Below are 25,996 nucleotides of genomic sequence, written 5' to 3' on the forward strand. Positions count from 1 at the left end.
GTTCATCATGCGCCGCTATCTCCTCATCGCCCTGTTGCTCTTGAGCGCAACTGCCTATGCGAGCAGCACGTACCGTGTCGGAAGCCAGGTACTCACCGTCGGCGACAGCGCAGCACGCGCCATGCAGTTAATGGGCAAGCCTGACTTCAAGGAGCCCGTGGAGAGCGACTTCGGCGGCTACCAGGGCGAGCGCTGGCAGTATGTGCGCGATGACGGACGCATCGTGATCATCACCATCATCGACGGCAGGGTGTCGGATATCGCCGATCGCTCGCGCTGAGCGAATGACGCCGGCGTGCGGGCAGGACCGACACGCTAACGCGGCGTCGAGCGAATATCGCGCACCTTGACCCAACGATAGGGTGACCTCTCCGCGCGTCATGCGCAGCGAGAGGGAATGGGCGATGCGTCGAGGTCTCGGGCTGGCCATGCTGGTGTTTGCGTTTGCTGCCTATGCAGGAGGAGGAACCCTGCGCGTGGGTAGCCAGGTGCTGGTGGTGGGTGACAGCGCCACCCGGGTGGTCGAACTGTTGGGCAAGCCGGCCTATCGCTCGCAGGCCAAGTCGACGGCCAGTAGCGGGCGGAGCGGGAAGAAAGGCGGAAAGTCATCCGCGACCGGTGGCCAGCAATGGCAATACCGGCAAGGCAGCCGGCTAGTCACCATTGTCGTGGCGGACGGCAAAGTGGCTGCCATCCGGGACGACGCTCACTAAGCGAGATGGCGGGCCGCGGGCCGCTCATGCGATAAGAAGGGCGATTCCAGGGAGATCGCCTTATGTCCGACGTGGCCCCCACGGTGGAGAACCACACGCCGAGCCTGTTGCGCATGCGTGCGCCAGGAGCGCACGGCAAGGTCACCAATATCGAGTTGTTCTTCGACCTGGTGTTCGTCTACGCGGTGACGCAGCTGTCGCACACGTTGCTGCACGACTTGTCCATCGTCGGCGCGCTGCACGTGCTGGTGCTGTTCCTGGCCGTGTGGTGGGTGTGGATCTTCACCGGATGGATCACCAACTGGCTGGATCCGGAACGTTTGGCCGTGCGCTTGCTCGTACTAGTGCTGATGTTCGCCGGACTGCTGTTGTCGACGGCGTTGCCCGAGGCGTTCGACGGTCGCGCCAAGGTGTTCGCCTTGGCCTACGTCGCGATGCAGGTAGGGCGCTCCCTGTTCATGATCTGGGCTCTGCGCCATGCGGGTCAGGCGGCGCGTTTCAACTTCTATCGCATTACGATCTGGCTGTCGCTGACGGGCGTGCTGTGGATCATCGGCGCATTTGCTTCAGGCGATATCCGCCTGGCGTGGTGGGCGGTGGCCTTAGGCATCGAATACCTTGGGCCGGCGGCGTTTTTCTACGTGCCCGGTCTCGGGCAGTCCTCCACCAGCGAGTGGGACGTGGAAGGCGGCCACATGGCCGAACGCTGCAGCCTGTTCGTGATCATCGCGTTGGGCGAATCGGTGGTGGTGACGGGCAGCAGCTTCGCCGACGGTGCCCGCACGGCGGATCTCTGGCTGGCCTTTGTGATGGCCTTCATCGGTTGCGTGGCGATGTGGTGGATTTACTTCGACATCGCTGCAGAGCGTGGCAGCCGTTCGATTCGCCAGTCGGCCGATCCCGGTCGCACGGCGCGCATCGCCTACACCTACCTGTATCTGCTGATTGTCGCCGGCATCATCGTGAGCGCCGTGGGCGACGAACTGAGTTTGGCTCATCCGCATGCCGTGGCGGAAAGGGCGCAAGTCGCCGTGCTGCTGGGTGGGCCTGCGTTCTATCTGCTTGGCAACGCGCTATTCAAGCAGGCCGTCAATCGGACCAATATGCCTTTGTCGCATCTGGTGGGGCTAGGGTTACTGGCGATCCTGCTATGGCCTGCGCAGAGCATGATCATCATGTCGCTGGCGATGGCAACCACGCTGGTGCTGGTGGTGGTCGCCGCATGGGAGACCTTGTCGTTGCGAAGCGTTCGGCGCGAGCTCTACGGCGCTGCGGAAGAGTAACCGAGAGGCGTCGACTGCAGCTCGTCGAGCAGGTCTTGCGCGCTCCAGGAGCGCCGCGATTGTTCGGCCTCGTGAAGTAATGCCACCAGCCGTGCGTTCACCGGAGCCGCCACGTGGTGTCGCTCTGCGAGACGTACGACTTCGCCGTTGATCGCGTCGACTTCTGTCGGCCGTCCACGCTCCAGGTCTTCCCACATCGATGAGCGAGCGACCGGATCGATCGCCAACAGTCGGGACGCGAGGCGACGAAACCAGGTGTCTGGCATCTCCAGCACGCGCGGCAGCCATGGCGGCGGCAGCGGCGTGAGTTTGGCGGGGTGGATACCCGCCGCAGCGAACACGGCAATCGCTTCGCGCTGCGCCAACGCAAGGCAGCGCCGCCAATCGCGCTGCGAAAGCTCTTCCTTCAGCGGTACGTTAGCCAACGCGTTGATGGCGTTGTTGAGGTTGAGCAATAGCTTGGCAGCAAGCACCGCAGGCATATCGGTACGTGGCATGAGCGCGAGGCCGGACGCCTCGAACACCGGCAGGAATGCCTTGAGCGAATCGTGCGCCTCGACCATCAGTTCGCCGCTGGAACCCTGGTGGAAATCGCCGGGAATGCGCTGCAATACGTTGAACGGCACCATGCCGGCGAGCACCGGGCGACCCGGCAGCGCCTCGCGCAAAATGGCCGCGTTGTGCAGGCCATTCTGGAAGCTCACCACCGGCACGCCTGGCGCGATGACGGGCGCAAGCTCCCTCGCCACGGTTTCCGTGGCCGAGGATTTCACCGTCACCAGCACTAGGTGTGCCTTGGCGGCGGCGAACGGGTCCACCTGTAGTTCCAGATCGCGCGTGGCTACGTGTTCATGGGCGCCTTGCAGATCGCTCCAGTCGAGTCCGCCGTGGATGCGCCACGCATCGATGACGCGGCGACGGCCGATGCAGGTGATTCGCGCGTGCTCATGCAACCGGGCCGCAAGATAGCCGCCCACGCTACCCGCGCCGTAGATGGCGATGCGTGGCAGCGCATGCGCGCTCATGCGACGACCTTTGCCGCAGCGCGACCCGCAATGCGGCCGGAGAACAGGCAGCCGCCCAGGAAGCTACCTTCCAGCGCGCGATAGCCGTGCAGACCGCCGCCGCCAAACCCCGCCGCTTCGCCCACGGCGTAAAGACCCGGCAGAGGTTGGCCGTCGTGGTCAAGCACGCGCGCATCGAGATCGGTTTCCAGTCCGCCCAGCGTCTTGCGTGTGAGGATATTCAAGCGCACCGCGATCAGTGGACCGTTTGCCGGATCGAGCAGACGATGCGGTTTGGCCACGCGCACCAGCTTGTCACCGCGATAGCGACGCGCGTTATGGATGGCCATCACCTGACCGTCTTTGGCGAACGGATGATCGAACTGGAGATCGCGCGCCTCGACTTCGCGATGGATATGCGCGACGTCCAACAGGGTGTTGCCGGCCAGTGCATTCATACCGGCGACCAGTTCTTCCAGCGTGTCACGCACGATGAAATCGCGGCCATGCTGTTTGAACGCTTCGACCGGCGCGGGTGCGCCCTTGCCGATCGCACGCTTGGCGACCTGGCGCCAGCTCTTGCCGGTGAGATCGGGATTCTGTTCCGAACCCGACAGCGCAAATTCGCGGCGGATGATCTGCTGATCCAGGATGAACCAGCTGTAGTCGTGGCCGGTGCGACGCAGGTGCTCCAGCGTGCCCAGCGTGTCAAAGCCGGGCCACAGCGGGCCGGGCAGGCGATGGCCGGCGGCGTCGAACCAGAGTGACGACGGCCCGGGAAGAATGCGGATCGCATGCTTGGGCCAGATCGGATTCCAGTTCTCGATGCCTTCGACGTAATGCCACATGCGATCGCGATTGATCAGCCGTGCACCTGCGTTTTCGCTGATGCCAAGCATGCGGCCGTCCACATGCGCCGGCACGCCGCACAGCATGTGCGCGGGTGGCGGACCGAGACGTTCGGGCCAGTTGCGTCGCACCAGTGCGTGATTGCCGCCGATACCGCCCGAGGCCACGATCACCGCCTGCGCACGCTGCTCGAAGTCATGCAGCACATCGCGCGAACTTGGCTTGCCGCGATCCATGCCATCGGGCGCGAGTACATTGCCGCGCACACCGACGACGGCACCGCCTTCCACGATGAGTTCGTCTACGCGATGGCGGAAGCCAAACTGCAACAGGCCCTTCGCTTGCGCTGCACGCGCACGTCGCACGAAGGGTTCAATCACGCCTGGACCGGTGCCCCAAGTCACATGAAAGCGCGGCACTGAATTGCCGTGGCCGATGGCGCCGTGGCCACCGCGTTCGGCCCAGCCCACCACGGGAAACCAGCGCATGCCCATGGCATGCAGCCACGCTCGTTTTTCGCCGGCGGCGAAATCCACATACGCCTCGGCCCAGCGGCGCGGCCAATGGTCCTCAGGGCGATCGAAGGCCGCCGTACCCATCCAGTCGGTCAGCGCCAGCGCGTGAGAATCGCGCACACCCATGCGCCGTTGTTCCGGCGAGTCGACAAAAAACAGTCCTCCGAACGACCAGAACGCCTGTCCCCCCAGGCTTTGCTCCGGTTCCTGCTCCAGTACCAGTACACGCTTGCCGGCGTCGGCCAACTCTGTGGCGGCCACCAGCCCTGCGAGGCCGGCTCCCACCACGACCACATCGCACCCGTCCCGCATCCCCCGCCTCCCCGTGGCGATTTGCGTTCCCGAACCCCGAACTTAGCGTGCCCGGGCGGGCATTCCTAGGCGCGCTGCGTCATAGTCCAAAAGTCGCCCATGACCGACGGCACGGCATGACCACAGGCCCATGCCGGGTATCCATGCTGTGCTGCATCGTGACATTCGACGACGCGCGACGGACGCGCCTAACGCTGCACACGGAGGGAAGCGGGATGCGTACCACCCTGATGGCTTGCACGCTGGTGGCGGGACTGGCCCTAGGTGGTGCGGTTCATGCGCACGATGTCGAGATGCGCGGTAGTCGCTGCGGCTTTTCCACGGATTACGACGTGCAGGTCACGCCCGGCGGCATTGCCTTCCATCGCGAGAATGGCACGCCAGTCGACGTATTCATGCATGACGGTCGTCTGCGCGTGGATGGTCGCGAGGTGGCGGTGAACGGCGAGGACGCCGCACGCCTGCGCGATTACGAGCGACAGGTTCGCCAGTTACTGCCTGACGTGGCCGACGTGGCGCGTGAGGGCGTGAACATGGGTTTTGGCGCGATGCGCACCGTGTTGATGACGTTCGCCGAGAACGACGACGAGCGCCGTCGCATGGTTGGCCGTCTCGACGAGAATCACCGCCAGGCCATGGCACGCGTTGACAACGGACTTGGCCAGGGCACCTGGAAGGCCATGGACATGGAACGGGTGGTCGAAAAGAGCATCGAGACCTCGGTATCCGACTTGGTGGCCAAGGTGGCAGGCGAAGCCGTGGAAGCTGCGCTTTCCGGCGACCGAAGCAAGGTGGCGGCGCTGGAGGCGCGCGCCCAGACACTCGATACCAGTATCGATCGCGAAATGAGCAAGCGCTCGGACGAACTCCATCGTCGCGTGGACGCGCTGTGCCCGCGGCTGGATTCGCTCGATGCACTGCAGCAGCGATTCCAGTTCCGCTTGCAGGACGGCTCACGGCTGCAACTGCTCGCAGATGACGACACAGACAACAACAAGAAGCTATTCACAGCCACGGATGGTGCGCGCGCCGGCAGAGGCGACTCCGCGCACTGATCCATCGTCGGGGCTCCCCAGCACGACTTTCGGACCATGCTGGTTCCCCCGGCATGGTCCCTTTTGCATGTACGGGAACAACAGAACCTTGATTGGCGTGCTGCTAGGCTCGCCCGGTTTTTCCTTCGAGAGAGCCGTGATCCATGCACCAGCTTCTGGCCCGCCCGCCGCTTTCCGAGCGCACCATCACCATGCTCATCAATCTCAGCCTTGCGCTGTTGATGCTGTTGATCGGCCTGTGGCTGGCGGCGCGGCTAGCCAATATCGGGCGTCGCGCCATGCAGCGCGCCAACTTGGATGAAACCCTTGTCGGCTTTCTGCGCAACCTGATCTACGGCGTGCTGGTCGCGGTGCTGATCGTGATGGCGCTACAACAGGCTGGCGTGCCATCGGCGCCGCTGGTGGCGGCGCTGGGCGCAGGTGGCCTGGCCATTGGCCTTGCCCTGCAGGGCACGCTGAGCAATCTGGCGTGGGGCGTGCTGCTGATCCTGTTTCGCCCGCTGCGCGTGGGGGACTACGTCCGCGCCGGCACCGTGGAGGGCACGGTGGAGGGCATCAGTCTTATGTACACGCTGCTGGTGATGCCCGATAACCGCGAGGCCGTGGTGCCGAACGCCAAGATCGGCTCCGATGCCATCATCAATTTCAACCGCCGCGGTACGCGCCGTTTCGAGCTGAAAGTGGGCATCGGCTACCAGGATGATATCGGCAAGGCGATGGGGCTTATCCGCGAGCTGTTTGCGGCCGATGAGCGCATCCTGCGCGATCCCGAGCCGGGTGTATGGCTGGACAGCCTGGGCGACAGCGCGGTGGTGCTGGTGATGCGCGCCCATACCCGCTGCGCGGATTCCTGGGCGGCCCAGACCGATTTTCTGCGGGCAGTGAAAGAGCGTTTCGATGCCGAAGGCATCAGCATTCCGTTCCCGCAGCGGCAAGTGACGGTGGTGCAGGGGCGCGTCTCGGAGCAGACCACCTGACCAAGTGGAATGCACCGGAAGCCCTGGATGGGGCGACGCATTCCGCAACCCCGCGACGGACCGTACGAAACCTTAGACAAAAGTCGTGCATACTTATGCGAATGGTGCCTTCAACCGATCCAAAAGCGTCCGGAACCGGGTCTCGTTCGCTATGATTAAACCCTTATGCATGCGGCCGTCATCCCCGCCGGCTCGCCATCGCCATCCGTAGGAGAAACCATGGCCGACCTTAAAGAAGCACGCGTCCCCGATATCGGCAGCGAGAACGTGCCGGTGATCGAAGTGCTGGTAAAACCCGGCGACAAGGTGGCCAAGGAGCAGGGCCTGGTCACGCTGGAGTCGGACAAGGCGACCATGGAAGTGCCGGCCCCGTTCGCGGGCACGGTGAAGGAAATCAAGCTGAAGGTGGGTGACGAGGTGTCCGAAGGCACCCTTATCGCCATCATCGAGGCCGACGGCGAAGCGGCCGCGCCCGCTCCCAAGCAGGCTGCGCCGGCCAAGGCAGAGGCGCCCTCCAAGGCAGCCCCCGCGCCGGCTCCCGCTCAGGCACCGGTCGCCGCGCCCGCCGCTGGCGGCGGTGGCGTGCAGGAAGTGAAAGTGCCGGATATCGGCAGTGAGGACGTACCCGTCATCGAAATCCTGGTGAAAGTGGGCGACACCATCGCCAAGGACCAGGGCCTGATCACGCTGGAATCGGACAAGGCCACGATGGAAGTGCCGGCCCCGTTCGCCGGTGTGGTGAAGGAGATCAAGGTCAAGCTCGGCGATGAGCTGTCCGAGGGCAGCCTCATTGCGCTGGTCGAAGCTGCCGGTGGTGCACCCGCCGCTGCGCCGGCTCCCGCGCCTGCTGCCGCCCGGGTCGAAGCACCCACGGTCGAAGAGAAGCCCGAGCCGGTTGGCGGCCGTAGCGTGCTGCCGGGTAACGCGCCGGAAGGCGATGTGGCGCCCACGGCGCGAGCGCCGTTCGACTCCAAGATCGTCATGCCGGGCGACGCCCCGTATGCCAGCCCGGCCATCCGCGCTTTCGCGCGCGAGCTGGGCGTGGACATCCGTCAGGTGAAGGGCAGTGGTCGCGGTGGTCGTATCCAGCGCGAGGACGTCACCGGTTACGTGAAGCATGCGCTGGCCTCGGGCGCGCGTCCGGCCGGTGCGCCGGTCGCTGCTGGCGGTGGTCTCAATCTGCTGCCGTGGCCGAAGGTCGACTTCAGCAAGTTCGGCGAGGTCGAAGAGAAGGCGCTGTCGCGCATCCAGAAGATTTCGGGCGCGAACCTGGCGCGTAACTGGGCGATGATTCCGCACATCACCCAGCACGAAGACGCCGACATCACCGAGCTGGAAGCCTTCCGCAAGAAGCTTGGCGAAGAGAACAAGGATCTCAAGGTCACCCCGCTGGTGTTCCAGATCAAGGCGGTGGTCGCGGCGCTGAAGAAGTTCCCGCAGTTCAATGCCTCGCTGGACGAAACCGGCGAGAAGCTGATCCTCAAGAAGTATTTCCACATCGGTATCGCGGTGGACACGCCCGATGGCCTAGTGGTGCCGGTGATCCGCGACTGCGACAAGAAGGGTCTGCTGGAGCTCGCTGCAGAACTGAGCGAGATTTCCAAGAAGGCGCGCGACAAGAAGCTCGGCCCCAAGGAAATGTCGGGCGGCTGCTTCTCCATCTCCTCGCTCGGCGGCATCGGCGGTACGGCGTTCACGCCGATCGTCAATGCACCGGAAGTGGCCATCCTTGGTGTGTCCAAGGCAGCCACCAAGCCGGTGTGGAACGGCAAGGAATTCGCGCCACGCCTGATCCTGCCGCTGTCGCTCAGCTACGACCACCGCGTGATCGACGGCGCGCTCGCCGCGCGCTTCGCTTCCTACCTCGCACAGCAGCTCGGCGATATCCGCCGCCTGCTCCTGTAATTGCTCCCTCTCCCCTTGCGGGAGAGGGTTGGGGTGAGGGGGCGGCCTTGCGTCGCCCTCACATGCGTAGCGAAAAGAACTAAAGGATTCCCCATGGCAAGCACCATCGAAATCAAAGTCCCCGACATCGGCGGTAACGACAACGTGCCGGTGATCGAGGTACTGGTGAAGGTCGGCGATACCGTCGCCAAGGAACAAAGCCTGATCACGCTCGAATCGGACAAGGCCACGATGGAAATTCCGTCGAGTGCCGCCGGCGTGATCAAAGAGCTCAAGGTCAAAGTAGGCGATGAATTGTCCGAAGGTGCGGTGATCGCCGTACTGGAAGTCGCTGATGGCGCCGCCAAGGTCGATGCGCCCAAGGCCGCCGCTCCGGCACCTGCTCCCGCTCCCGCCGCAGCACCCGTTGCCGCTGCTGCGCCGAAGGCGGCCGGTGTGTCCGGTCGCACCCCCGATATCGAATGCAAACTCGTGGTGCTCGGCTCCGGTCCCGGCGGCTACACCGCCGCGTTCCGCGCCGCCGACCTCGACGTCGATACCGTGCTGGTGGAGCGCTACGCCTCGCTAGGCGGCGTATGTCTCAACGTGGGCTGCATTCCGTCCAAGGCGCTGCTGCATGCCGCCGCCGTGATTGACGAGGCCGAAGCGATGGCCGCGCACGGCGTGAGCTTTGGCGCGCCGAAAATTGACATCGACAAGCTGCGCGACTTCAAGACCAAGGTAGTCGGTAAGCTCACCGGCGGCCTGTCCAGCATGGCTAAGCAGCGCAAGGTGCGCACCGTGCAGGGCGTGGGCACCTTCATTTCGCCGAACGAAATGGAAGTCCAGACGGCCGAAGGCACCAAGCTTATCCGCTTCGAGAACGCCATCATCGCGGCGGGCTCGCAGTCGGTGAAGCTGCCGGCCTTCCCGTGGGATGACGAACGCATCATGGATTCCACCGGTGCGCTTGAGCTGAAGGAAGTGCCCAAGAAGCTGCTCGTCGTTGGCGGCGGCATCATCGGCCTGGAAATGGCCACTGTGTACTCTGCGCTTGGCAGCGAAGTGACCGTGGTCGAGTTCATGGACCAGATCATCCCGGGTGCTGATGCCGATCTGATCAAGCCGCTGGCGCAGCGTCTCAACAAGAAGCTCAAGGGCGTGCATCTCAAGACCAAGGTAGTGGATGCCAAGGCCACCAAGAAGGGCATCGAGGTCAGCTACGAAGGCGAGAGCATCCCCGAAACCACGCTGTTCGACCGCGTACTGGTCGCCGTGGGACGCTCGCCCAACGGCAATAAGATCGGCGCGGACAAGGCCGGTGTGGCCGTCACTGACCGTGGCTTCATCAACGTCGATACGCAGATGCGCACCAACGTGAAGCACATCTACGCCATCGGTGACCTGGTGGGCCAGCCGATGCTGGCGCACAAGGCCACGCATGAGGCCCGCGTCGCGGCGGAAGTCGTCGCTGGCATGAAGAGCTACTTCGACGCACGCGTGATCCCGTCCGTCGCCTTCACCGATCCGGAAGTGGCATGGGTGGGCGTCACCGAGCGCGAGGCGAAGGAAAAGGGCCTCAAGGTCGGCGTGGGCAAATTCCCGTGGGTGGCCAGCGGCCGTGCCATTGGCATTGACCGCACCGAAGGCTTCACCAAGCTGATCTTCGATGAGGAAACCCACCGCATCGTCGGTGGCGCCATCGTCGGCCCGCATGCGGGCGACCTCATCAGCGAGATCTGCCTGGCGATCGAGATGGGCTCGGAAGCATCCGACATTGGCCTCACCATCCATCCGCATCCCACGCTGGGAGAGTCGGTGGGCATGGCGGCTGAAGTCTACGAAGGCACCATCACCGATCTGTACATGCCGAAGAAGAAAAAGTAATCGGCTGGCAGTGACACGATAGAAAGAGCCCGGGAATCCCGGGCTCTTTTTTTTGCCGCGATCAGTTCGATTCGGTGAACTGGATAGACGGCGTCGAGCCACCGGTTGCGGTACAGGAGCCGAGGTTCAGGTTGTTGCTCTCACCCGTGGAACCCGAGTTGGCCACGCACGACGGCACCGCAGTGGAGCCATCCGTCACCGCCAGCTTCACCGTAATGGACGAGCCGCTGTTGAACTGGGCTTCCGAGCCGCCAGCGTTGCCGACCACGTTGAACTCGCCAACCTCCCACACCTTGGCCAGATACAGCACGCTATCCTTGCCGCTGGAGCTGTAAGCCTTGGTGCCGTTGGTGAACACCACGGTGTCATTGCCGCCGCTGGTCACGGTGCCCGTGAGCTTCACGTTGCCAAGCGCGGTAGCTGCAACGTCCGGCGCAGTGGCTGCGGCGCTGTTCTTGTAGCAGTCACCTGCTCCGTCGCTGCCAAAACCGCTCGGGCAGCTCGATCCACCGTAGCCGATCAACCAGTACTGCATGAACACCGCGGCCGAACCCTGTACTTCGTAGTCCGGCGCATAGACGAACTGCTGCCACACGGTGCAACCGGAGTGGCCCTTGCAAGCCGACGTGGTGTCGTCAAAGCTGGAGTTGATCTGCAGCGAGTACTCATTCGCGCCTAGGATGCCGCCGCCGCCATACGCAGCAACGCCAACGCCGGTCTCCGACGTCACGCCCGTTACCGACGGGAAGCTGCCCACCGCTTGCGTGATCAGGCTGCTGGTCTGGATCGTGTAGTCATTGCCGTTGCCGGCGGTCTGCGCGGCACCGTTGTGGAACAGCTTGAAACGCGGCACCGGCGCAACACGCGGCGTAACTTCGTGACAGGCGGACTGATGCCAGATAACGCTGGGATACGTGGCTTCAAAGCAGCCTTCCGAAGGCGTGGCGATGTGCGCCATGCTCTCGCGCCAGCTGCCCTGGGCCTGTTCTTCCAGCGTGCCGATCCGGTTCGAAGTCTGGGCGGATACGACGGCGGGAATACAAGCGGCGGCGATCAGGCCGGCGAGAAGAGCGATCTTGGTTTGTGCACGCATTGAAATTCTCCCTGGAACGCGATTGGTCATTGGTTTTCGACCGCGGAGGATTCCGACGGCCGATGACAGACAACAACTCACCTACACGCCAGCAACCGGTGGGTTGCAGCGAATCTCTTGCGGTTTCATTGGCCCCTTCTGGACGGTAGAAGGTGAAGCGATCACATCTCGATCACGAGTGCCCGAAAAAAGCGCTACCCCCAAGCACTCTGCAGCGTTTGGTAACCCATACGTCATGCACTTGCAAATCGAAAAATAGTACGTCGCTCGATGTAAGGAACGCGACAGATAGCGTTGCATCGATCAAACCGACGCGAGGCCTTGAGAACAAAGAGAATCTGTCCGCACTTTTGTCATTGCGCGGGAGCTCGCGCGAAAGGGTGCTCGCAAAAAAGCACGAGTGTGAAAATCATCATCACGACGGTCTAATGCAAGGCTCGTTCATTGCTGTCGTGGGTGTTCAAAAAGTGCTTGAAAATAGGCACTTTCTATGTGATGAAAATATCTGTGATGCAATTTGCATTTCGCGCCAAACGACATGGCGAAGTTGTGATTGCCTCGTGAAGTCTCTCGGTGCTGCACATGCCGCCGACGGCAAGACGGATCATGTGTCGACGACGGTGGCTTGCGGCCAGGTGTTCTGTCGCGAAAGTGCAGTGCGCCTGGGGCGGCGCATTCAGCACCACCAGGCGATACCAGCTATATGGAGGTGCGATGCCGTTGAGGATGCCCGCTACCTGGGCGAATCATCTTTCTGCGGATGCAAGCGCGGCCTTGATCGGTACGGATGCGTCCTTCAGGTAGTCGATGGTGCCCTTCGAGCTGATGATCATCTGCTGGGACACGCTGAGGAACTCTACTGGGTCTACATCCTTGCCCAGCCGGATGCGCGTCTGTAGATCGATCATGCGTGGTGCGTTCAACGCAACAGTGGCGTTGTGCGTGGTCCAGCTCGCTGCGTCGCGCAACGCAGCGTAAGCGACCGCATAACGATGCAGGCGCTCCGCGTCGATCCATGTCGCCGACTGGTTGGCGACGGCGACATCCCATGCCTGGCTATTGAAGGCCGGCCAGTTGATAGCGAGCGCGAAGCCTTTGCTCCGCTCGCGGATGTGTTTGTTGATCTCCGCATCCGGCAAGCCCTTGCGCACGTCTTCGTTGATGGCGGCATCCAGCGCGACCAATGGCTCGAGCTTCTTCTCATCCAAGTCGATGGTGGCCTGGATATCGTGCAGCGTATTGGTCAGCTCGGCATCGATCTGCGCGCTGGCATGCTCCGCGGCATGCCGCTGGTGCGCATGCTCAATCCACTGTTCAAGGCCCAGCGCGGTGAGGATGCTGAGCACGATCATCAGATAGTGCTGCAGGAATTCGCGCAGCGAATGCATCTTCACTTTGGGGACTTCAAAATGCATGGGGTTTTCGTCCATGGGATAGGTAAGTGCCTTGCGCCAGCGCGTTGCCGCACAGGGCGTCATTCGGAGTAGCCAAGCCGCTCCATCATCGGCCGGAGTATCGGCAGAACGGGTTCGAACTTGTCGCGGTAAGCCTGCCATCGGCCCACAGCCTTGCGATGGATGCCCTCTGTTACCTGCGCGTAGCTCGGCGTACTTATGTAGCCCTTGCCGCGCGCGTGCTCGGCGAAGCGCGCCATGGGTGCACTATCGTCGAGCTGCAGGAACTCGCCGAGCCGTACGAGATGTTCGTCGAAACGCGACACCACCGATTCATAACGCCATTCGAGCACACGAGGAGCGAACACTTCCACGTGGCGGAACCAATGCTCGAAGGCGTCCACGTAGCCTCGCGCCAGTCGCTCCAGTGACGAGCACAGCACCATGAAGGCGGGCGAGCGGAACGGCTGCATGTAGCAACTCAGAAGCACGTCACAGGGATGGCGCAGGCACATGATGATGCGGGCATCCGGGAACAGCCGCATGATCATCGGCAGGCACAGCATGTTGAGCGGATTCTTGTCGACCAGTTGGCGGCTGCCGAGATCCGGAACGACACGTCGGACGACACCGGCGTAGATGTCCCGCAACTGATCGGTATTGGCCTGCGTGAGTGAGGCCAGATCCGCTGGATAGGATTGGCCGGCCAGTTGCATGCGCTTGATCAGCTCATAGACGAATGCGCGCTCATCCATCGAGCGAAAGGCAGGATGCGCATCCAGCATCTGTTCGAGCAACGTTGTCCCCGACCGTGGAAAACCGACGACGAATACCGGACTGTCCTGGCTGCGAGGGGCGCGCAGCGCCGACCAGCCATCGTAGGCGCGCCGGTCAACGGCATGCTCCACCATGTCGAGCGGCTGGCTACCTTCGGTCAGAAGCTCGGGCACGAAGTCGCTCGCGAACCGCAGCTGGGCGGCGTGCGCGGCGTCCAGCGCATGCCAGGCTTCATCGTGGCGCCCCTGCTTGTTGCGAATGGAGGCCACGCTGAAGGCCGCATTCGCCTGGAGATGGGCATCGCTGCGTTCGTGCTGGAGTTGTTCAAACCATGTCGCGGCCTGCTCCAGCTGACCCTGGCGGGACGCGATGTTCGCGTGCACTTGCAGGCCGGCGTGGCGGAGCTCCCACTCGCCAGGTGAGAGAGACGTCAGGACGTCCAGCGGCAACTGGCTCAACTCGGCGCAGGCTTCGTCGATCTGGTTGCTGCGTTCAAACATGGAGGCGCGCATGGCGACGATGCGCCTTTCCATGGATGGCCGTTCCGGCCCTTCAGGCAGGATCGCCTGGGCCAGCGTGCGGAACGCCGCGTCCTGGTAGCCCAGGCTGGAAAGAATGGTGGCTAGGATCAGCGCCTGATCGGCGGCCTGTGGCGGCCACGTATCGGCACCGTCGAGCATGACTTCTGCGCCACGCGTGTCGCCACAGAAGTGGCAGGCGTACGCCGCCTGCAATCGAGCTTCGATGAAGTCTGGCGCTAACCCCACGGCTTGCAGCAGCGTCTCGCGTGCCGTCAGCCAGCGTTGCTGATGCGCATACAACAAACCGAGGTTGTAATGCACTTCGGCTTGCGATGGCGCAAGCTCGATGGCCCGGCCAAGTGCCTGTTCGGCGAGCGCGTAGTCACCCGCTTGCCTGGCGGCAAGGCCAAGGTTATTCCAGTACTCGGAGACGTGTGGCTTGCGCTGCACGAGTTGGCGAAAGAGAGCCACTGCACTTTCGGGGCTTCCTGTTGCCTGGCGCGCCGCTCCTAGCAGAAGCAGGACCATGTCGTCGGCGGAAGCGAGATCGCGAACCGATTCGCCCATGGCCTGCACGTTGGTCATGTCGCCCGCGTTGTATGCGGCGAGCATGCTCTCGACCAGTGCTTTGGAAGACGATGCAGGCGTAATCATCGCTCGATCTTATCAGCCATGTGGCCGCATCGTTCGATGCGGCCACAGGCTTTTCCAGCGTTTAGAACTTCACGGTGGCACGTGCCCAGTAGTAGCGGCCCATCACGTCATACGTTGCCGTATCGACGTTGTAGTTCAGGCCGTTCTGGTACACCAGCGGCGGGATGCGGCCGGTGAGGTTGTCGATGCCCACGTCGAAGCGCGTGTGGAGCGTCGGCCATTCGTAGCCAGCCTGGATGTTGTGGTACGTGATGGCACCCATCGGTGTTGCCACGGATGCACCGGTATCGGCGTAGGCCGTGAGGTTCTTCAGGTGGTCGATGTAGCGACTCTGCCACTGGGCGCTCCAGTTGCCGAGCGACCAGTTCAACGTCATCGTGCCACGCCAGCGGCTGATGTTGCCGAACTGCTGGGTATACGTGCCCGCATAGTTGATGGTTGCCGCGCCCGGTGCACCCGGCGTGGCGTCGTTCTTGTACGTATCGATGTAGGTGGTGTTGAGCGAGGCCTTGAAGTTGCCGGGATCCACGCCAGCCACGTTGAAGTGCGGAATGGCGTAGTTCAGCGTGAAGTCGACGCCGCTGGTGCTCAAGTTGCCGAGATTCACATATGGCGTGTTGACGTAGTTGATGCCGCCCGGGATCGACGTGCCGTTGCCGTAGCGGTTGATGTAGGAGCAGTACGGGCTGCCGTTGTCGGCGAAGCACTGGTTCAGCACCGTCTGCGCCTGGATGATGGTCAGCATGTCCTTCAGGGTGATGCGCCACAGGTCGACCGTGGTCGATGCACCTTCCAGCCAGCTCGGCGAGTAGACGAAGCCGACGTCATACGACTTGCCCTTTTCCGGCTTCAACGTGGCGCCCACCGGCACTGCACCCGAGTAATGGCCGGCAATCTGGGTGTTGAGGACGCTGGTGTAGTTGGTGTTCGGCGGCATGAACTGGCATGCCGTCGCGTGCTGCTGCAGCTGCGCCGCCGACAGCCCGTAGCAGGGATCGTTGACGGTCGGGTTGGTGATGGTCTGGCCGTCGTACAGTTCATCCAGGTTCGGTGCGCGGAACACTTGCGAAACCGTGCCGCGGACGAGCAGGTCGGCGATCGGGCGATACTCGATCGCGAACTTGCCGTTGGTGGTGTTGCCCGAGGTGTTGTAATCCGAATAGCGCAGGCCCAGGTCGACGTTCAGCGAGTAGGCCCAGGGCTGTTCGCTCAGCAGCGGAATCAGCGTTTCGGCGTACACCTCCTTCACCGTCTGGTTGCCGCTGGCCGGCGAGCCGCAAGCTTCCTGCAGCACGACGCAGGTGCCCGTCTGGACGTTGAGCAGTGCATCGCTGGTCACGGTGTAATCCATCGTGTTCTTGCGATACAGCACACCCGTGGACAACTGCATGGCGCCCGCCGGGAGGTCCCATAGCTCGCCGGAGGCGTTGGCCTGGAATTGCTTCATGACGTTGGTCATGGAGTAGATCGGATTGCTGACGCCCTTCTTGAGCAGGGCGGTCACGCTGGGGTCGGCCTGGTCGAAGACGTTGGCGCCCGCATTGATCGCCGCCTGGAAGGCGGGGATGTTCACTTCGTTGTAGTCGGTCTGTACGCGATGCGTGCGGCCGTAGTCGATGCTCGCATCCCAGATCCAGCTGCTCTGGCCAAAGTTACCGCGCAGGCCCGCATTGACCTGAGCGTTGTCGGTGCTGAAGGTGTGCACGCGATTGCCGACGCCGGTAAGGCGGGTGCTGATCAGGTTGTTGCCGGCCACCGCCGGATCGCCGAAAGCCACTCCGAATGGGTTGTTCGGATTGTTGGCGGCCACCGACCAACCGTCGGTGCCGCTGGTCGGTGCAGGTGCGTCCTGGCCGGACGAATGCGTGTGGTTGTAGAACGCATCGCCGAAGAACGTCACGTAGTCGTTGATCTTGTAGTTGCCAAGCACGAAGACGTTAGTGCGTTCGGATTGCGTCTGGATGTAGTTGAAGGCGTTGTAGTTGTAGACGTCGCTGGCGCTGTTGAAGCAGCGGTAGTTGCCAGGGCTGCTACCGTTGCCGCTGGCCAGCGTGACGAGGCCGGAGCTGCAGCCCGCAGGCAGGTTCGGATTACCTGCAGGTAGCTGGAACTTACCGGTGGGCACGGTATGCGAGCCGGAGATCTGCGGGCCGGAGCTGTACAGCGACAGCTGATGGGCCGAGAAACTGCGACGCGTGGCGATAACCGGGTCCTGCTTGTTGTAGTCGATGCCGGCGACGATGTTGCCCTGGTCGCCGCTGGCGCCGACGGTGAACTGCGCGCCATTGCGCTGGCCGTCACCATGCGAGGAGATACCGTCGTTGACGCTCAGCTCGGCGCCCTTGTAATCCTTGCGCAGGATGAAGTTCACCACGCCGCCCACGGCGTCGGAGCCGTAAACGGTGGAGGCGCCGTTGGCCAGCACGTCCACGCGCTCGACCATGTTCTGCGGAATCATGTTGAGGTCGGCATTCGCCAGGCGCTGGCCATCGATCAGCACCAGGGTGCGTTCAGTGCCAAGGCCGCGCAGCGAGACGCGGGCGGCGCCGTCGCCGCCTTCCAACGTCGGGCTCGCCACGCCACCGCCGTTGCTGTTGTTCTGCGTATTGGTCGCGTTGCCCGAGACGCTGGGCAACTGCTGGATCACGTTGCCGAGGGTGGGGCTGCCATTGTTGGTGATGGCATTGCGGTCGAGGGTCACGACCGGGCTGGCTGTTTCGGCATCCACACGGCGAATCAGCGAGCCGGTGACGGAAACGGCGGTAAGGGTCTTGGCGCTGGACTGCTTCGGTTGTTCGGTGGTGCTGGTGCTCTGGCCTTGTGTGTTCTGCGCGTTCTGCGTATTCGATGCGTCCTTGCTGGTAGCGGCGTCCTGTGCCTGAGCCATGGCGGCCGTCGATGCGATACCGACAGAAAGCGCTAAACGTACCGCTATTGATAGACGATTGTAGTTGGACTGCATGAATATCTCCCCGAATTCATAGGCAAAAGAATCCCCGCTATAGGCGCCTGGACGTCTATAGGTGTTGCACCTCTTTTTGGGTTCCCCGCAGCCACTCTTTCAGGAAATTGAGATCGAGACAAGGGCTCTTTAACAATTCTTGCGGTTGTCGATCACTTTTTGAGTGGTTTCACTTGAAACCAAGCTTGGCGAACAGATCGCTCTGCGCAGCGAAGCTTTCGGCCTCGACGAATCCGGCGAGCCCAACGCCTACCAGTCGATAGCGCGTCTCTGCGGGACGTTCCACGCGATCACGCAGCGCACAAGCGATGTCCGCAACTTCCTGCGCTGACTCGGGGCGTGATGATGGTGTGAAACTGCGAGTCAACGTATGGAAGTCCGACGTCTTGAGCTTGAGCACCACCGTGCGTGCAATGCGCGCATGCGCACCGGTCGCCTCGTGTTGGTGGGCGGCCCAGGTTTTTTCCGCCAGCCGTCGAATGTGCGGCTCGATGTCGTCCAGCATGAGGTCGCTTTCGAACGTGTCTTCCGCCGACACCTGCAGCGTCGGCCGATCCGGCTGCACGGCGTGCTCATCGATGCCCAGCGACAACTCATGCAGGCGCACACCCCAGCGGCCGAAGCGTTGCTCGAGCTCCATCGCACCAAGGGTTCTCAGGTCAGCCACCGTAGCGATACCCAGCTCGGTCAGTTTGGCTTCCATGACCTTGCCGACGCCCGGTAGACGACCGACCGGCAGCGGTTTGAGAAAGGCATCCACCTGGTGTGGCCGTATTACAAACAGGCCATCGGGCTTGCGCCAGTCCGACGCGATTTTCGCGAGGAACTTGTTCGGGGCGACGCCTGCCGAGGCGGTGAGTTGGGTTTCCTCGCGAATGGCCGCGCGGATGGCTTCCGCGGTGGCCGTAGCCGAGGGCAGGTGGGTGTGCGTGGTGGTAACGTCGAGGTACGCCTCATCCAGGGACAAGGGCTCGATCAGATCGGTATGGCGGGCGAAGATCTCGCGCACTTGCCGGGACACGGCCTTGTAACGTGCGAAATCGGGCGGCACGAAGATCGCCTGTGGGCAAAGCCGCTCCGCGCGTACGGCAGGCATGGCCGAGCGCACGCCGAACGTGCGTGCTTCGTAACTCGCCGCGCAGACCACCGAGCGCGCGCCACGCCAGGCCACCACCACGGGCTTGCCGCGCAGCGACGGATCGTCGCGCTGTTCCACAGACGCGTAGAACGCGTCCATATCGACATGGATGATCTTGCGGGATTGGGCGGCACAACGGACGACGAGACGGATGGGGTTGCACAGTCAAACACGAAACGCGCCGGTTGGCGCGTGGCGTTGCGTCATCGCGCTTGCGTGCCCTGTCGTGCGCCGCCACCCGAACCTGGCACACGCCGCGCGGCTATGGCTTCCTCATTGCCACGGCGTATGCAGGCTCTCATCGACGCGCTGTTCGTCCAGCTCGACGAAGGTATTGAGGTCAAAGGTATCCAGCCGGAAGCGCTGCGCAGCGGTGAAGAATGCCATCAGCGACAGGATGCGCTGCGGGTTGCGCGCCCACGGTGGCACGTAAACCGCGTGCGCGATCAGGCCGTCCTGCAGATAGGGGCTGAGCGTGATGACATCGGTCGTGGTCACGCGTCCCGCGAACAGCAGCGGCAGCATTTCCACATGGCCGGCTTGCAGCACCTTGCGGATGAACACGTAGATGACCATGACGCCTTCCAGGTAGGCGCCGTCCTTGGTGAAGCAGATGCGGCCGCGCGGATCGCCACCACGGAAGATACGCGCCGCGCTTTGGTAGCTTTCCACCGGCGACTGGCCCGCGTCCAGAAAGCCACGGAACACCTCGATGAAATCGGCACCATCCAGCGCGTTCTTGACGGCGACGACGCGCAGCGCGATGCGCCGAAGCCGGTTGAGATCGATGGCGCCCGTGATGATCTCTGAGAACGTCGCCAACCCTTCCTGCGCGCGCGTGGTGCGCGGCGCGCCCAGGCCCAGCGTCTTGAAGTACGGCTGATGCTTGCCGTTGAGCAGGGTTGCTGTGTGCACAAAGGCTTCGTGCTCGGTGAGTTGTTCAAGATCCAGCGCGGAGAACAGCGCACTCGAGCGAAGGTTGATGCTCTTGCTTCCCGCCGTTGCTTTCGACGGCAGGTCCGGATCGAGCACGACTTCCACTTTGTCCTTGTCGAAGAACGGGCCCAGTCGCTCGCGTAAACGCTGGGCAAATTCCTCAGCGGGGATGTCCGCCGGCACGTGGGGTATGCCTTCGCGACTGATCAGGTCGTCACTGATGGTGAGCAGGTCCTTGGCCGCATCGACCGCGTTGGACGTCTGCCCGGGATAGATCGTGTCGGGGCGGCCGTACAGCGCCGTCGAGCAGCGCGTGAATGCCTCCGTGCCAATGCTCATCAGCATCTGTGCCGCGGTGAGGTAGCTCCACGCCGTCTTGAACAGCCAGTCGCCAATGGGGTGGCCACGGTCCAGCTTGGCCATGATGGCCTTCAGCGTGGCCATCTCGGCGGTGAGGTCGGGATGACGGACGGGCGGTTGCGGCAGTTCGGGGCGGCCCTTTTCGTAGGAGGCCATGAACGCCGACTCCATCGACTGCGGCCAGTCGATGGCCTTCAGTACGCGGATTTTCTTGCCGACGGCGACCAGTGCGCGGTCGCATTCAAGCAGGGGGGGCGAGGATTTTGTCGTCCTCGGGACGGGCGACGCTTGCGACGGTGCTCATGGTGCCTCCGAACGATCGTCAGTGGGGATGCGCAGGGGATCGCGTGAGTGACGCAAGTCGGGACTATCGTGCCGTTCGGGCTTGGTCGGAAGCGAAAAACTACTGGTCGCCATGAGAAATCGTCGTGTGGATTGCCGTCCGCGTCCCGCATGGGTGCCGTGGGGCTCAAGGGCGTGCGGTCAAGTCGTGCTCACCGGGAGCCGGGTCGCGTAGGCAAGGCGTCAGTCGTACATCGTGGCGCAGTCCGCTATCTTCGGTGCTCCATCCATCGTGCAGGACCCTGCGCCGCCCCATGACCGCTGAGACATCTACTTCATACGTGCGTCGCCTGGGCACCTGGGATGCGGCGGCCATCGTGATCGGTGGCGTGATCGGCGCGGGCATCTTCCGCAGCGCCTCGACGGTGGCCGAGCGCACGTCGTCCGGCGCGCAGCTGCTGACGCTCTGGGCCGTGGGTGGCCTGCTCACGTTGGCGGGTGTGCTCTGCTACGCGGAGCTTGGGGCGCGCAGGCCGCAAGCGGGCGGCGTCTACATCTATCTACGCGAAGCCTTTGGGCAGCTTCCGGCCTTCCTGTTCGGCTGGACCATGGCGCTGATCAACTACCCCGGCAGCGTGGCGGCGGTGGCGACCACCTTCGCCGATTACTTCTGCACGGCGATCGGGTTGTCTCCGCAGTTGTGGGTCAAGCCGGTGGCGGCCGGCGCCATCGCCTTTATCGTGGGCGTCAACTTCTTCGGCATCCGCGCCGGTTCGCGCATGCTCAACCTGTTCACCCTGCTCAAGCTGTCGGCGATTGCGCTGGTCGTGGTGGTCGGCGTGATCCTCGCCCATGGGCAGTTCGGCCAGGTGCTGGCGACCGACACCACGCACGTCATGCCGTCCAGTGCGATCCTTGGCGCGTTGCTGCCGGTGCTCTTCACCTACGGTGGTTTCCACTACCTCAACGATCTCGCTGGCGAAGTACGCGACCCGCAGCGCACCTTGCCCCGCGCGCTTGGCCTGGGTTTGGGCGGCGTGGTGGTGTGCTACGTGCTGGTGAACTTTGCCTACCTCGCGGGCCTGGGGCATGCGGGGCTGGCCGCGAGTCAGGCGCCAGCCGCCGACCTGATGCGCCACCTGTTCGGCCAAAGCGGCGCCACGCTCATTGCCGTGGGCATTGCCTGTTCCACCTTCGGCTACTGCGGCATCGCCATCGCCGGTGGTGCCCGCGTGCTGCAGACCATGGGCGCGGACGGCATGCTGTTCAGCGCCGTGGGCCGCATCCATGCGCGCTCGCACGCGCCGCGCGTGGCGCTGGCGGTGCTGGGTGGCTGGGCCATCGTGCTGGTGCTCTCCGGCAGCTTCGGTCAACTGGTCGACTACACCACGGTGGGTGAGTGGCTATCGCACGCGTTCGGCATCGCCACGCTGTTCTGGTATCGCCGACGTTTCCGCGACGAGCCGTCGCCTTATCGCGTGCCGCTGTACCCGTTGTTGCCGATACTGTTTGTCGGGACTGTGCTGGGTGTCATCGTGGTCACATCCATCCATTCGCCGGGTGACGCCGGCATGAGCTTGCTGCTCATCGCGATGGGCGCGCCGGTGTATTACGCGTGGCGTGCGTGGCAGCGGAGAGCAGCATGAAATTGCGTTCATGCGTGACCTTGATCCAGCAAGGTAGCCTTCAGACGGCGCAGGCATACTGCCGCCATTTCCTTGCGTCGAGCCCCCGATGAACCGGATCGCTCCCCTTGCTGTTGCCTGCCTGTTCGCCCTCGCGGGCTGCCATAAGGCCAGCGATACCGATCGGGCCGACCTCAGTCGAGCGGCCGCCGCTGCGCCCGCTACGGCATCCAGCGCCAGCACTGCGCCGGCCCCCGCGACGCCGCAGACCACGCTCGATCACGTGACGCTCGACGGCAAGCCCGTCACGGTCGACGACATGTCGTTGCAGCGCTACGTGTTCCAGCCGTCGCCGCAGCCGCAGGTGACGGTGCTGCTGGATAAGGGTGATTGGTCGAAGGAAGGTTCGCTGCGCGTGGACATGCAGAACGCGATGTCCTGGGCCGTCACGCTTACCGTCGACATTGATGGCGCGAAGCCGAGTGAGCATCTACATGCCACCGTTGGCATTCCCGCCGGCCCGCCGCAGACCCTGGTGATTCCGTTGCATGCCACCTCGCCGCGCGCGATGGGCATGCAAGCCGGGCCGCCGATGCCTTATGTGTCGGGCGGTAAGCGGCTGTTCGTGGCGACGACGGTGGAGGGTTCGCTCGATCTCTCGCACGTGAAGTCGGTTCGCCTGAGCATGCCTGCGCCAACGGCGGCGCAGACCCTGCTGTTCGGCAAACTGGACACCTCGCGTGGCGATCACGACCTGCGCGACGCCTACACCGGCATCGTCGACGCCTGGGGCCAGTACACGCGCGGCCAGTGGGCAGGCAAAGTGGATTCCGACGATGCCTTGCGTGGCACGCCTCATCCCAAGCCCGAACCCAAACTCAAGGCAGGCGCCGCAACGGCTGCCGCTGCGATGCCTGCTGCACCGGCAACGGCGACAGCACACAAGGGTTTCGACCGCTATGGTGGGCGTACCGATGTTGCTGCGTTCAAGGGCACCGGTTGGTTCCGCACCGAACAGCGCAACGGCCGTTGGCAGTTCGTGACGCCGGAAGGGCACGCGTTCTTCTCGCTGGGCGTGAACGTCGTTGATGACGACGGCGGTCGCACGTATATCGAAGGCCGCGAGTTCATGTTCAAGGACTTGCCGCCCGACAGCGGTCGCTGGGCACCGTTCTACGGCACCACAGGCAAATCCGCCGGCGACCAGACGGCATCGACCGGCATCGCGTTCCACCAGGGCAAATGGTTCGACTACTACTCGGCCAATCTGTTCCTTGCCGATGGCCGCCACTGGCGACAGGCATGGCGTGCGCGCACCATTGATCGCCTTGACCACTGGGGCTTCAACACGCTGGGCAATTGGAGCGATGACGCGCTGAGCCAGATGCATCGCAAAGCGTATACGCGATCGGTGAACATCGCCGGCACGTTCGGCAATGTGTCCAGCGGCTACGACTACTGGGGGCGTATGCCCGATCCGTTCGATTCCCGCTTCGCACAGGCCGCCGATACGGCCGCGGCGCAGGCGACAAAGGAAGTGCGCGACGATCCGTGGATGCTGGGCTATTTCGCCGACAACGAGCTGGCGTGAGCGGGACAAGGCCCGCAGGGCCGCTGGGGGCTGGCACAGGGAACCTTGCGCGGCGAGGCGCGCAGCCCGGCCAAGCAGGCGTTCATTGCCGAGCTGAAGAAAAAGTACGGCACGCCAGCGAAGCTTGCTTCGGCATGGGGCATCACGCTGGACACGTGGGAAGCACTCAACGCCACCAACTTTGCCGCGCCCAACCCGGACGACGCGCATCCGGCCATCGCCGATGACTACAGTGCGTGGCTGCGCACGTATGCGGATCAGTACTTCCGCACAGTCGCGCAGGCGATCCACAAACATGACCCGCATCACCTGTTCTTGGGCGGGCGTTTCGCCGTGAACACGCCAGAGGCGGTCGCCTCATGCGCGCAGTTCTGCGATGTAGTGAGCTTCAATGGGTATGCCGACGTGCCCGAACACGCGTTCGATGCGGAGGCCTTTGCCAAGCTCGGCAAGCCGGCGTTGATCTCCGAGTTTCATTTCGGTTCCGACGATCGCGGTCCATTCGGCAAGGGTGTCGCGCCGGTATGGAACGAACAGCAGCGCGGCGAAGCGTATGCGCATTACGTGGCTGATGCGGTGGCCAATCCCGCCATCATCGGCGTGCATTGGTTCCAGTACGTCGACCAGCCCGTGACCGGGCGCCTGATCGACGGCGAGAACGCGCACATCGGCCTGGTCGCCATCACTGATCGGCCGTTTACGCACTTCATCGATGCGGTGCGCGAAGCCAATCACAAGACCGGCTATTGAGCGAAGCGCGCTCCGGCAATGAAGCGCGCGGTCAGGCCAAGCTGGTCGCCGCGCCAAACGCCACGGCCATCACCGCTGCCACCGCCATGCACGCGCTGGCAGGGCGGACGCGATGGGCGTCGACGCGAGGGATGAGCCGCCACAGTACGAACACGCCGATCAGCATGTCCACTACCAGCGCGCCGCGCAGCAGTGGTGAAGCGAGCAGCGGCGCATACGGCGGTTTCGTGTGTCCCTCGTGCATGGCGACACCGGCGACGAGCAGCAGCCCGATGAGGTTCCATACCAGGCAGGCAAAGTAGGTCCGGTTGAACACCACGGGGCAGCGCTCAGCCCAGCGCAACACCGACCACGCAATGATCGCGAAGAACAGCGCGCCGATGCTGCTGTAGAGCACCCACCAGAGCAGGGTGCTGACGAGAGTGAGCAGGGTGGTCATTAGACAATGTTCCTATGTTTGCTCGTCATTCCGGCGCAGGCCGGAATCCAGTGGCGACGGTGTTGGATTGTCGCGTGGTCAATCGATAGTGTTTGGCAACGGTCGCGAGATTACATGGCAAAAATCGAACGCTGACGCCACTGGATTCCGGCCTGCGCCGGAATGACGAGTGGGTGAGGCGATTAGATTCCCGCGCGGCGCAGCAGCTTGTCCATTAGCCACGCCGGCCCTACCAGCAGGTACGCCAGGTCGGTGAGGAAGCTCGGTCGCCGACCTTCGATGACATGGCCGATGAACTGCCCGACCCATGCCACCACGAAAACCCCGATAGCGGTGAGCAACAGCGTATGCGGCCCCAGCGCGCGATAGGCGAATTCGGTCAGCACGCACAACAGCACCAGCGCAACGAACAACGCGGCGGCAAGACGGTGCGATTGCTTCCAATACCAAGTGAATGCAAGCACCAGCGCACATACCGACCAGAACCCAGGGCGGCCGACCATCGACGGTACCGGGATGGTCCACATCATGGCGATGGCGCACCACACGATCAGCGGCACGCAGACCCAGTGCAGCAGGCGGTTGGTCGGGTGCTGGTGGTCACTGCTGTAGCTGTCGAGCCAGCCTTGCATGCCTTGCGTCGATCCGGTCGATGCCATCAGTGCGCGCCACTTTTCGAGAAAAGGTTGAGGACCAGTACGCCGGCCACGATCAGGCCGATGCCCAGCATCGCAGGCAGGTCCAACTTCTGCTGGTAGGCCACCACGCCGATCAACGCGATCAGCGCGGTGCCGACGCCCGACCATACCGCGTAGGCAATGCCGATGGGAATGTGGCGAAGAGTGAGGCTAAGACAATAAAAGGCGATGCCGTAACCGATCACCACGGCAATGCTCGGCAACCAGCGGCTGAATCCATCGGAGGCTTTCAGCGCGCTGGTGGCGATGACTTCGGCAAGGATGGCAGTGCCAAGCAGCAGCCAGGCCTTCACGGGA

The 25,996-nt window shown here is 63.4% G+C and carries 21 protein-coding genes; 10 read left to right on the forward strand and 11 right to left on the reverse strand.

Translation table 11 applies throughout. The features are described 5' to 3' along the window. Window positions 1-7 precede the first annotated feature (7 nt). The 3 genes from DYST_RS17655 to DYST_RS17665 all read left to right on the forward strand — a co-directional run bounded on the left by DYST_RS17655 (window position 8) and on the right by DYST_RS17665 (window position 1,996). Entirely contained in the window at window positions 8-280 is a 273-nt protein-coding gene (locus DYST_RS17655) for a DUF2845 domain-containing protein (protein ID WP_102301413.1), read from the forward strand. Window positions 281-404: 124 nt separating this feature from the next. Then, window positions 405-713 (forward strand): DUF2845 domain-containing protein, encoded by a 309-nt coding sequence (locus DYST_RS17660; protein ID WP_239947121.1) that lies wholly within the window; start codon window positions 405-407, stop codon window positions 711-713. A gap of 62 nt (window positions 714-775) precedes the next feature. Further along, window positions 776-1,996: a low temperature requirement protein A gene (locus DYST_RS17665; protein WP_239947122.1), complete on the forward strand. Its 1,221-nt coding sequence runs from the start codon at window positions 776-778 to the stop codon at window positions 1,994-1,996. On the opposite strand, the gene DYST_RS17670 is transcribed toward DYST_RS17665, so the two are convergent. Together DYST_RS17670 and DYST_RS17675 are read right to left on the reverse strand one after the other, a co-directional pair. After that, window positions 1,975-3,021: a 2-dehydropantoate 2-reductase gene (locus DYST_RS17670; protein WP_239947125.1), complete on the reverse strand. Its 1,047-nt coding sequence runs from the start codon at window positions 3,019-3,021 to the stop codon at window positions 1,975-1,977. The genes DYST_RS17665 and DYST_RS17670 overlap by 22 nt on opposite strands. Beyond that, window positions 3,018-4,676 carry an FAD-binding dehydrogenase gene (locus tag DYST_RS17675; protein WP_239947126.1) on the reverse strand — a complete coding sequence of 553 codons (1,659 nt, stop codon included), beginning with the start codon at window positions 4,674-4,676 and terminating at the stop codon, window positions 3,018-3,020. The genes DYST_RS17670 and DYST_RS17675 overlap by 4 nt, the downstream gene beginning before the upstream one ends. A 215-nt stretch (window positions 4,677-4,891) precedes the next feature. Here DYST_RS17675 and DYST_RS17680 point away from each other — a divergent pair, with 215 nt between their 5' ends. The 4 genes from DYST_RS17680 (at window position 4,892) to lpdA (ending at window position 10,479) form a co-directional block, all read left to right on the forward strand. Beyond that, window positions 4,892-5,731, forward strand: a complete 840-nt coding sequence (locus tag DYST_RS17680) for a DUF2884 family protein (RefSeq protein WP_239947127.1) — start codon at window positions 4,892-4,894, stop codon at window positions 5,729-5,731. A gap of 143 nt (window positions 5,732-5,874) precedes the next feature. Next, window positions 5,875-6,708: a mechanosensitive ion channel family protein gene (locus DYST_RS17685; protein WP_239947129.1), complete on the forward strand. Its 834-nt coding sequence runs from the start codon at window positions 5,875-5,877 to the stop codon at window positions 6,706-6,708. Between the two features lie 219 nt (window positions 6,709-6,927). Beyond that, window positions 6,928-8,613, forward strand: coding sequence for a dihydrolipoyllysine-residue acetyltransferase (aceF, locus tag DYST_RS17690; protein WP_239947131.1), 1,686 nt, complete (start codon window positions 6,928-6,930; stop codon window positions 8,611-8,613). A 93-nt stretch (window positions 8,614-8,706) separates the two neighbouring features. Next, complete coding sequence (gene lpdA, locus DYST_RS17695; protein ID WP_239947132.1) at window positions 8,707-10,479, forward strand: dihydrolipoyl dehydrogenase; 1,773 nt, start codon at window positions 8,707-8,709, stop codon at window positions 10,477-10,479. Between the two features lie 61 nt (window positions 10,480-10,540). Here the strand turns inward: lpdA and DYST_RS17700 are convergent, their stop codons facing one another. The 6 genes from DYST_RS17700 to DYST_RS17725 all read right to left on the reverse strand — a co-directional run bounded on the left by DYST_RS17700 (window position 10,541) and on the right by DYST_RS17725 (window position 20,470). Continuing rightward, window positions 10,541-11,572, reverse strand: coding sequence for a hypothetical protein (locus tag DYST_RS17700; protein ID WP_239947134.1), 1,032 nt, complete (start codon window positions 11,570-11,572; stop codon window positions 10,541-10,543). Between the two features lie 746 nt (window positions 11,573-12,318). Then, a complete protein-coding gene (locus DYST_RS17705) occupies window positions 12,319-12,987 on the reverse strand; it encodes a hypothetical protein (RefSeq protein WP_239947136.1) in 669 nt (222 codons plus the stop codon). Between the two features lie 59 nt (window positions 12,988-13,046). Next, a complete protein-coding gene (locus DYST_RS17710; protein ID WP_239947138.1) occupies window positions 13,047-14,918 on the reverse strand; it encodes a tetratricopeptide repeat-containing sulfotransferase family protein in 1,872 nt (623 codons plus the stop codon). A gap of 61 nt (window positions 14,919-14,979) precedes the next feature. Beyond that, window positions 14,980-17,880: a TonB-dependent receptor domain-containing protein gene (locus DYST_RS17715; protein WP_239947139.1), complete on the reverse strand. Its 2,901-nt coding sequence runs from the start codon at window positions 17,878-17,880 to the stop codon at window positions 14,980-14,982. Between the two features lie 169 nt (window positions 17,881-18,049). After that, window positions 18,050-19,171, reverse strand: coding sequence for a DNA polymerase IV (gene dinB / locus DYST_RS17720; RefSeq protein ID WP_275666980.1), 1,122 nt, complete (start codon window positions 19,169-19,171; stop codon window positions 18,050-18,052). Between the two features lie 120 nt (window positions 19,172-19,291). Then, window positions 19,292-20,470 carry a flavohemoglobin expression-modulating QEGLA motif protein gene (locus tag DYST_RS17725; RefSeq protein WP_239947150.1) on the reverse strand — a complete coding sequence of 393 codons (1,179 nt, stop codon included), beginning with the start codon at window positions 20,468-20,470 and terminating at the stop codon, window positions 19,292-19,294. A 440-nt stretch (window positions 20,471-20,910) separates the two neighbouring features. Between DYST_RS17725 and DYST_RS17730 the strand changes: the two genes are divergently transcribed. From DYST_RS17730 to DYST_RS24205, 3 genes are all read left to right on the forward strand, one after another. Beyond that, window positions 20,911-22,242, forward strand: a complete 1,332-nt coding sequence (locus tag DYST_RS17730; protein ID WP_239947152.1) for an APC family permease — start codon at window positions 20,911-20,913, stop codon at window positions 22,240-22,242. A gap of 88 nt (window positions 22,243-22,330) precedes the next feature. Further along, window positions 22,331-23,812: a hypothetical protein gene (locus DYST_RS17735; protein ID WP_343214836.1), complete on the forward strand. Its 1,482-nt coding sequence runs from the start codon at window positions 22,331-22,333 to the stop codon at window positions 23,810-23,812. A gap of 45 nt (window positions 23,813-23,857) precedes the next feature. Further along, on the forward strand, window positions 23,858-24,562 hold the full coding sequence (locus DYST_RS24205; RefSeq protein WP_343214837.1) for a hypothetical protein: 705 nt from the start codon (window positions 23,858-23,860) through the stop codon (window positions 24,560-24,562). A 31-nt stretch (window positions 24,563-24,593) separates the two neighbouring features. Here the strand turns inward: DYST_RS24205 and DYST_RS17740 are convergent, their stop codons facing one another. From DYST_RS17740 to DYST_RS17750, 3 genes are all read right to left on the reverse strand, one after another. Continuing rightward, window positions 24,594-25,001 (reverse strand): hypothetical protein, encoded by a 408-nt coding sequence (locus tag DYST_RS17740; protein WP_239947154.1) that lies wholly within the window; start codon window positions 24,999-25,001, stop codon window positions 24,594-24,596. A gap of 182 nt (window positions 25,002-25,183) precedes the next feature. Next, window positions 25,184-25,660 (reverse strand): DUF962 domain-containing protein, encoded by a 477-nt coding sequence (locus tag DYST_RS17745; protein ID WP_239947156.1) that lies wholly within the window; start codon window positions 25,658-25,660, stop codon window positions 25,184-25,186. After that, the gene (locus DYST_RS17750; RefSeq protein ID WP_102301395.1) at window positions 25,660-25,992 is read right to left on the reverse strand and encodes a DMT family transporter; all 333 of its coding nucleotides are present in this window, start codon (window positions 25,990-25,992) and stop codon (window positions 25,660-25,662) included. The genes DYST_RS17745 and DYST_RS17750 overlap by 1 nt, the downstream gene beginning before the upstream one ends. Between the last annotated feature and the right edge of the window lie 4 nt (window positions 25,993-25,996).

The sequence above is a fragment of the Dyella terrae genome, assembly GCF_022394535.1.
Lineage (GTDB): Bacteria > Pseudomonadota > Gammaproteobacteria > Xanthomonadales > Rhodanobacteraceae > Dyella.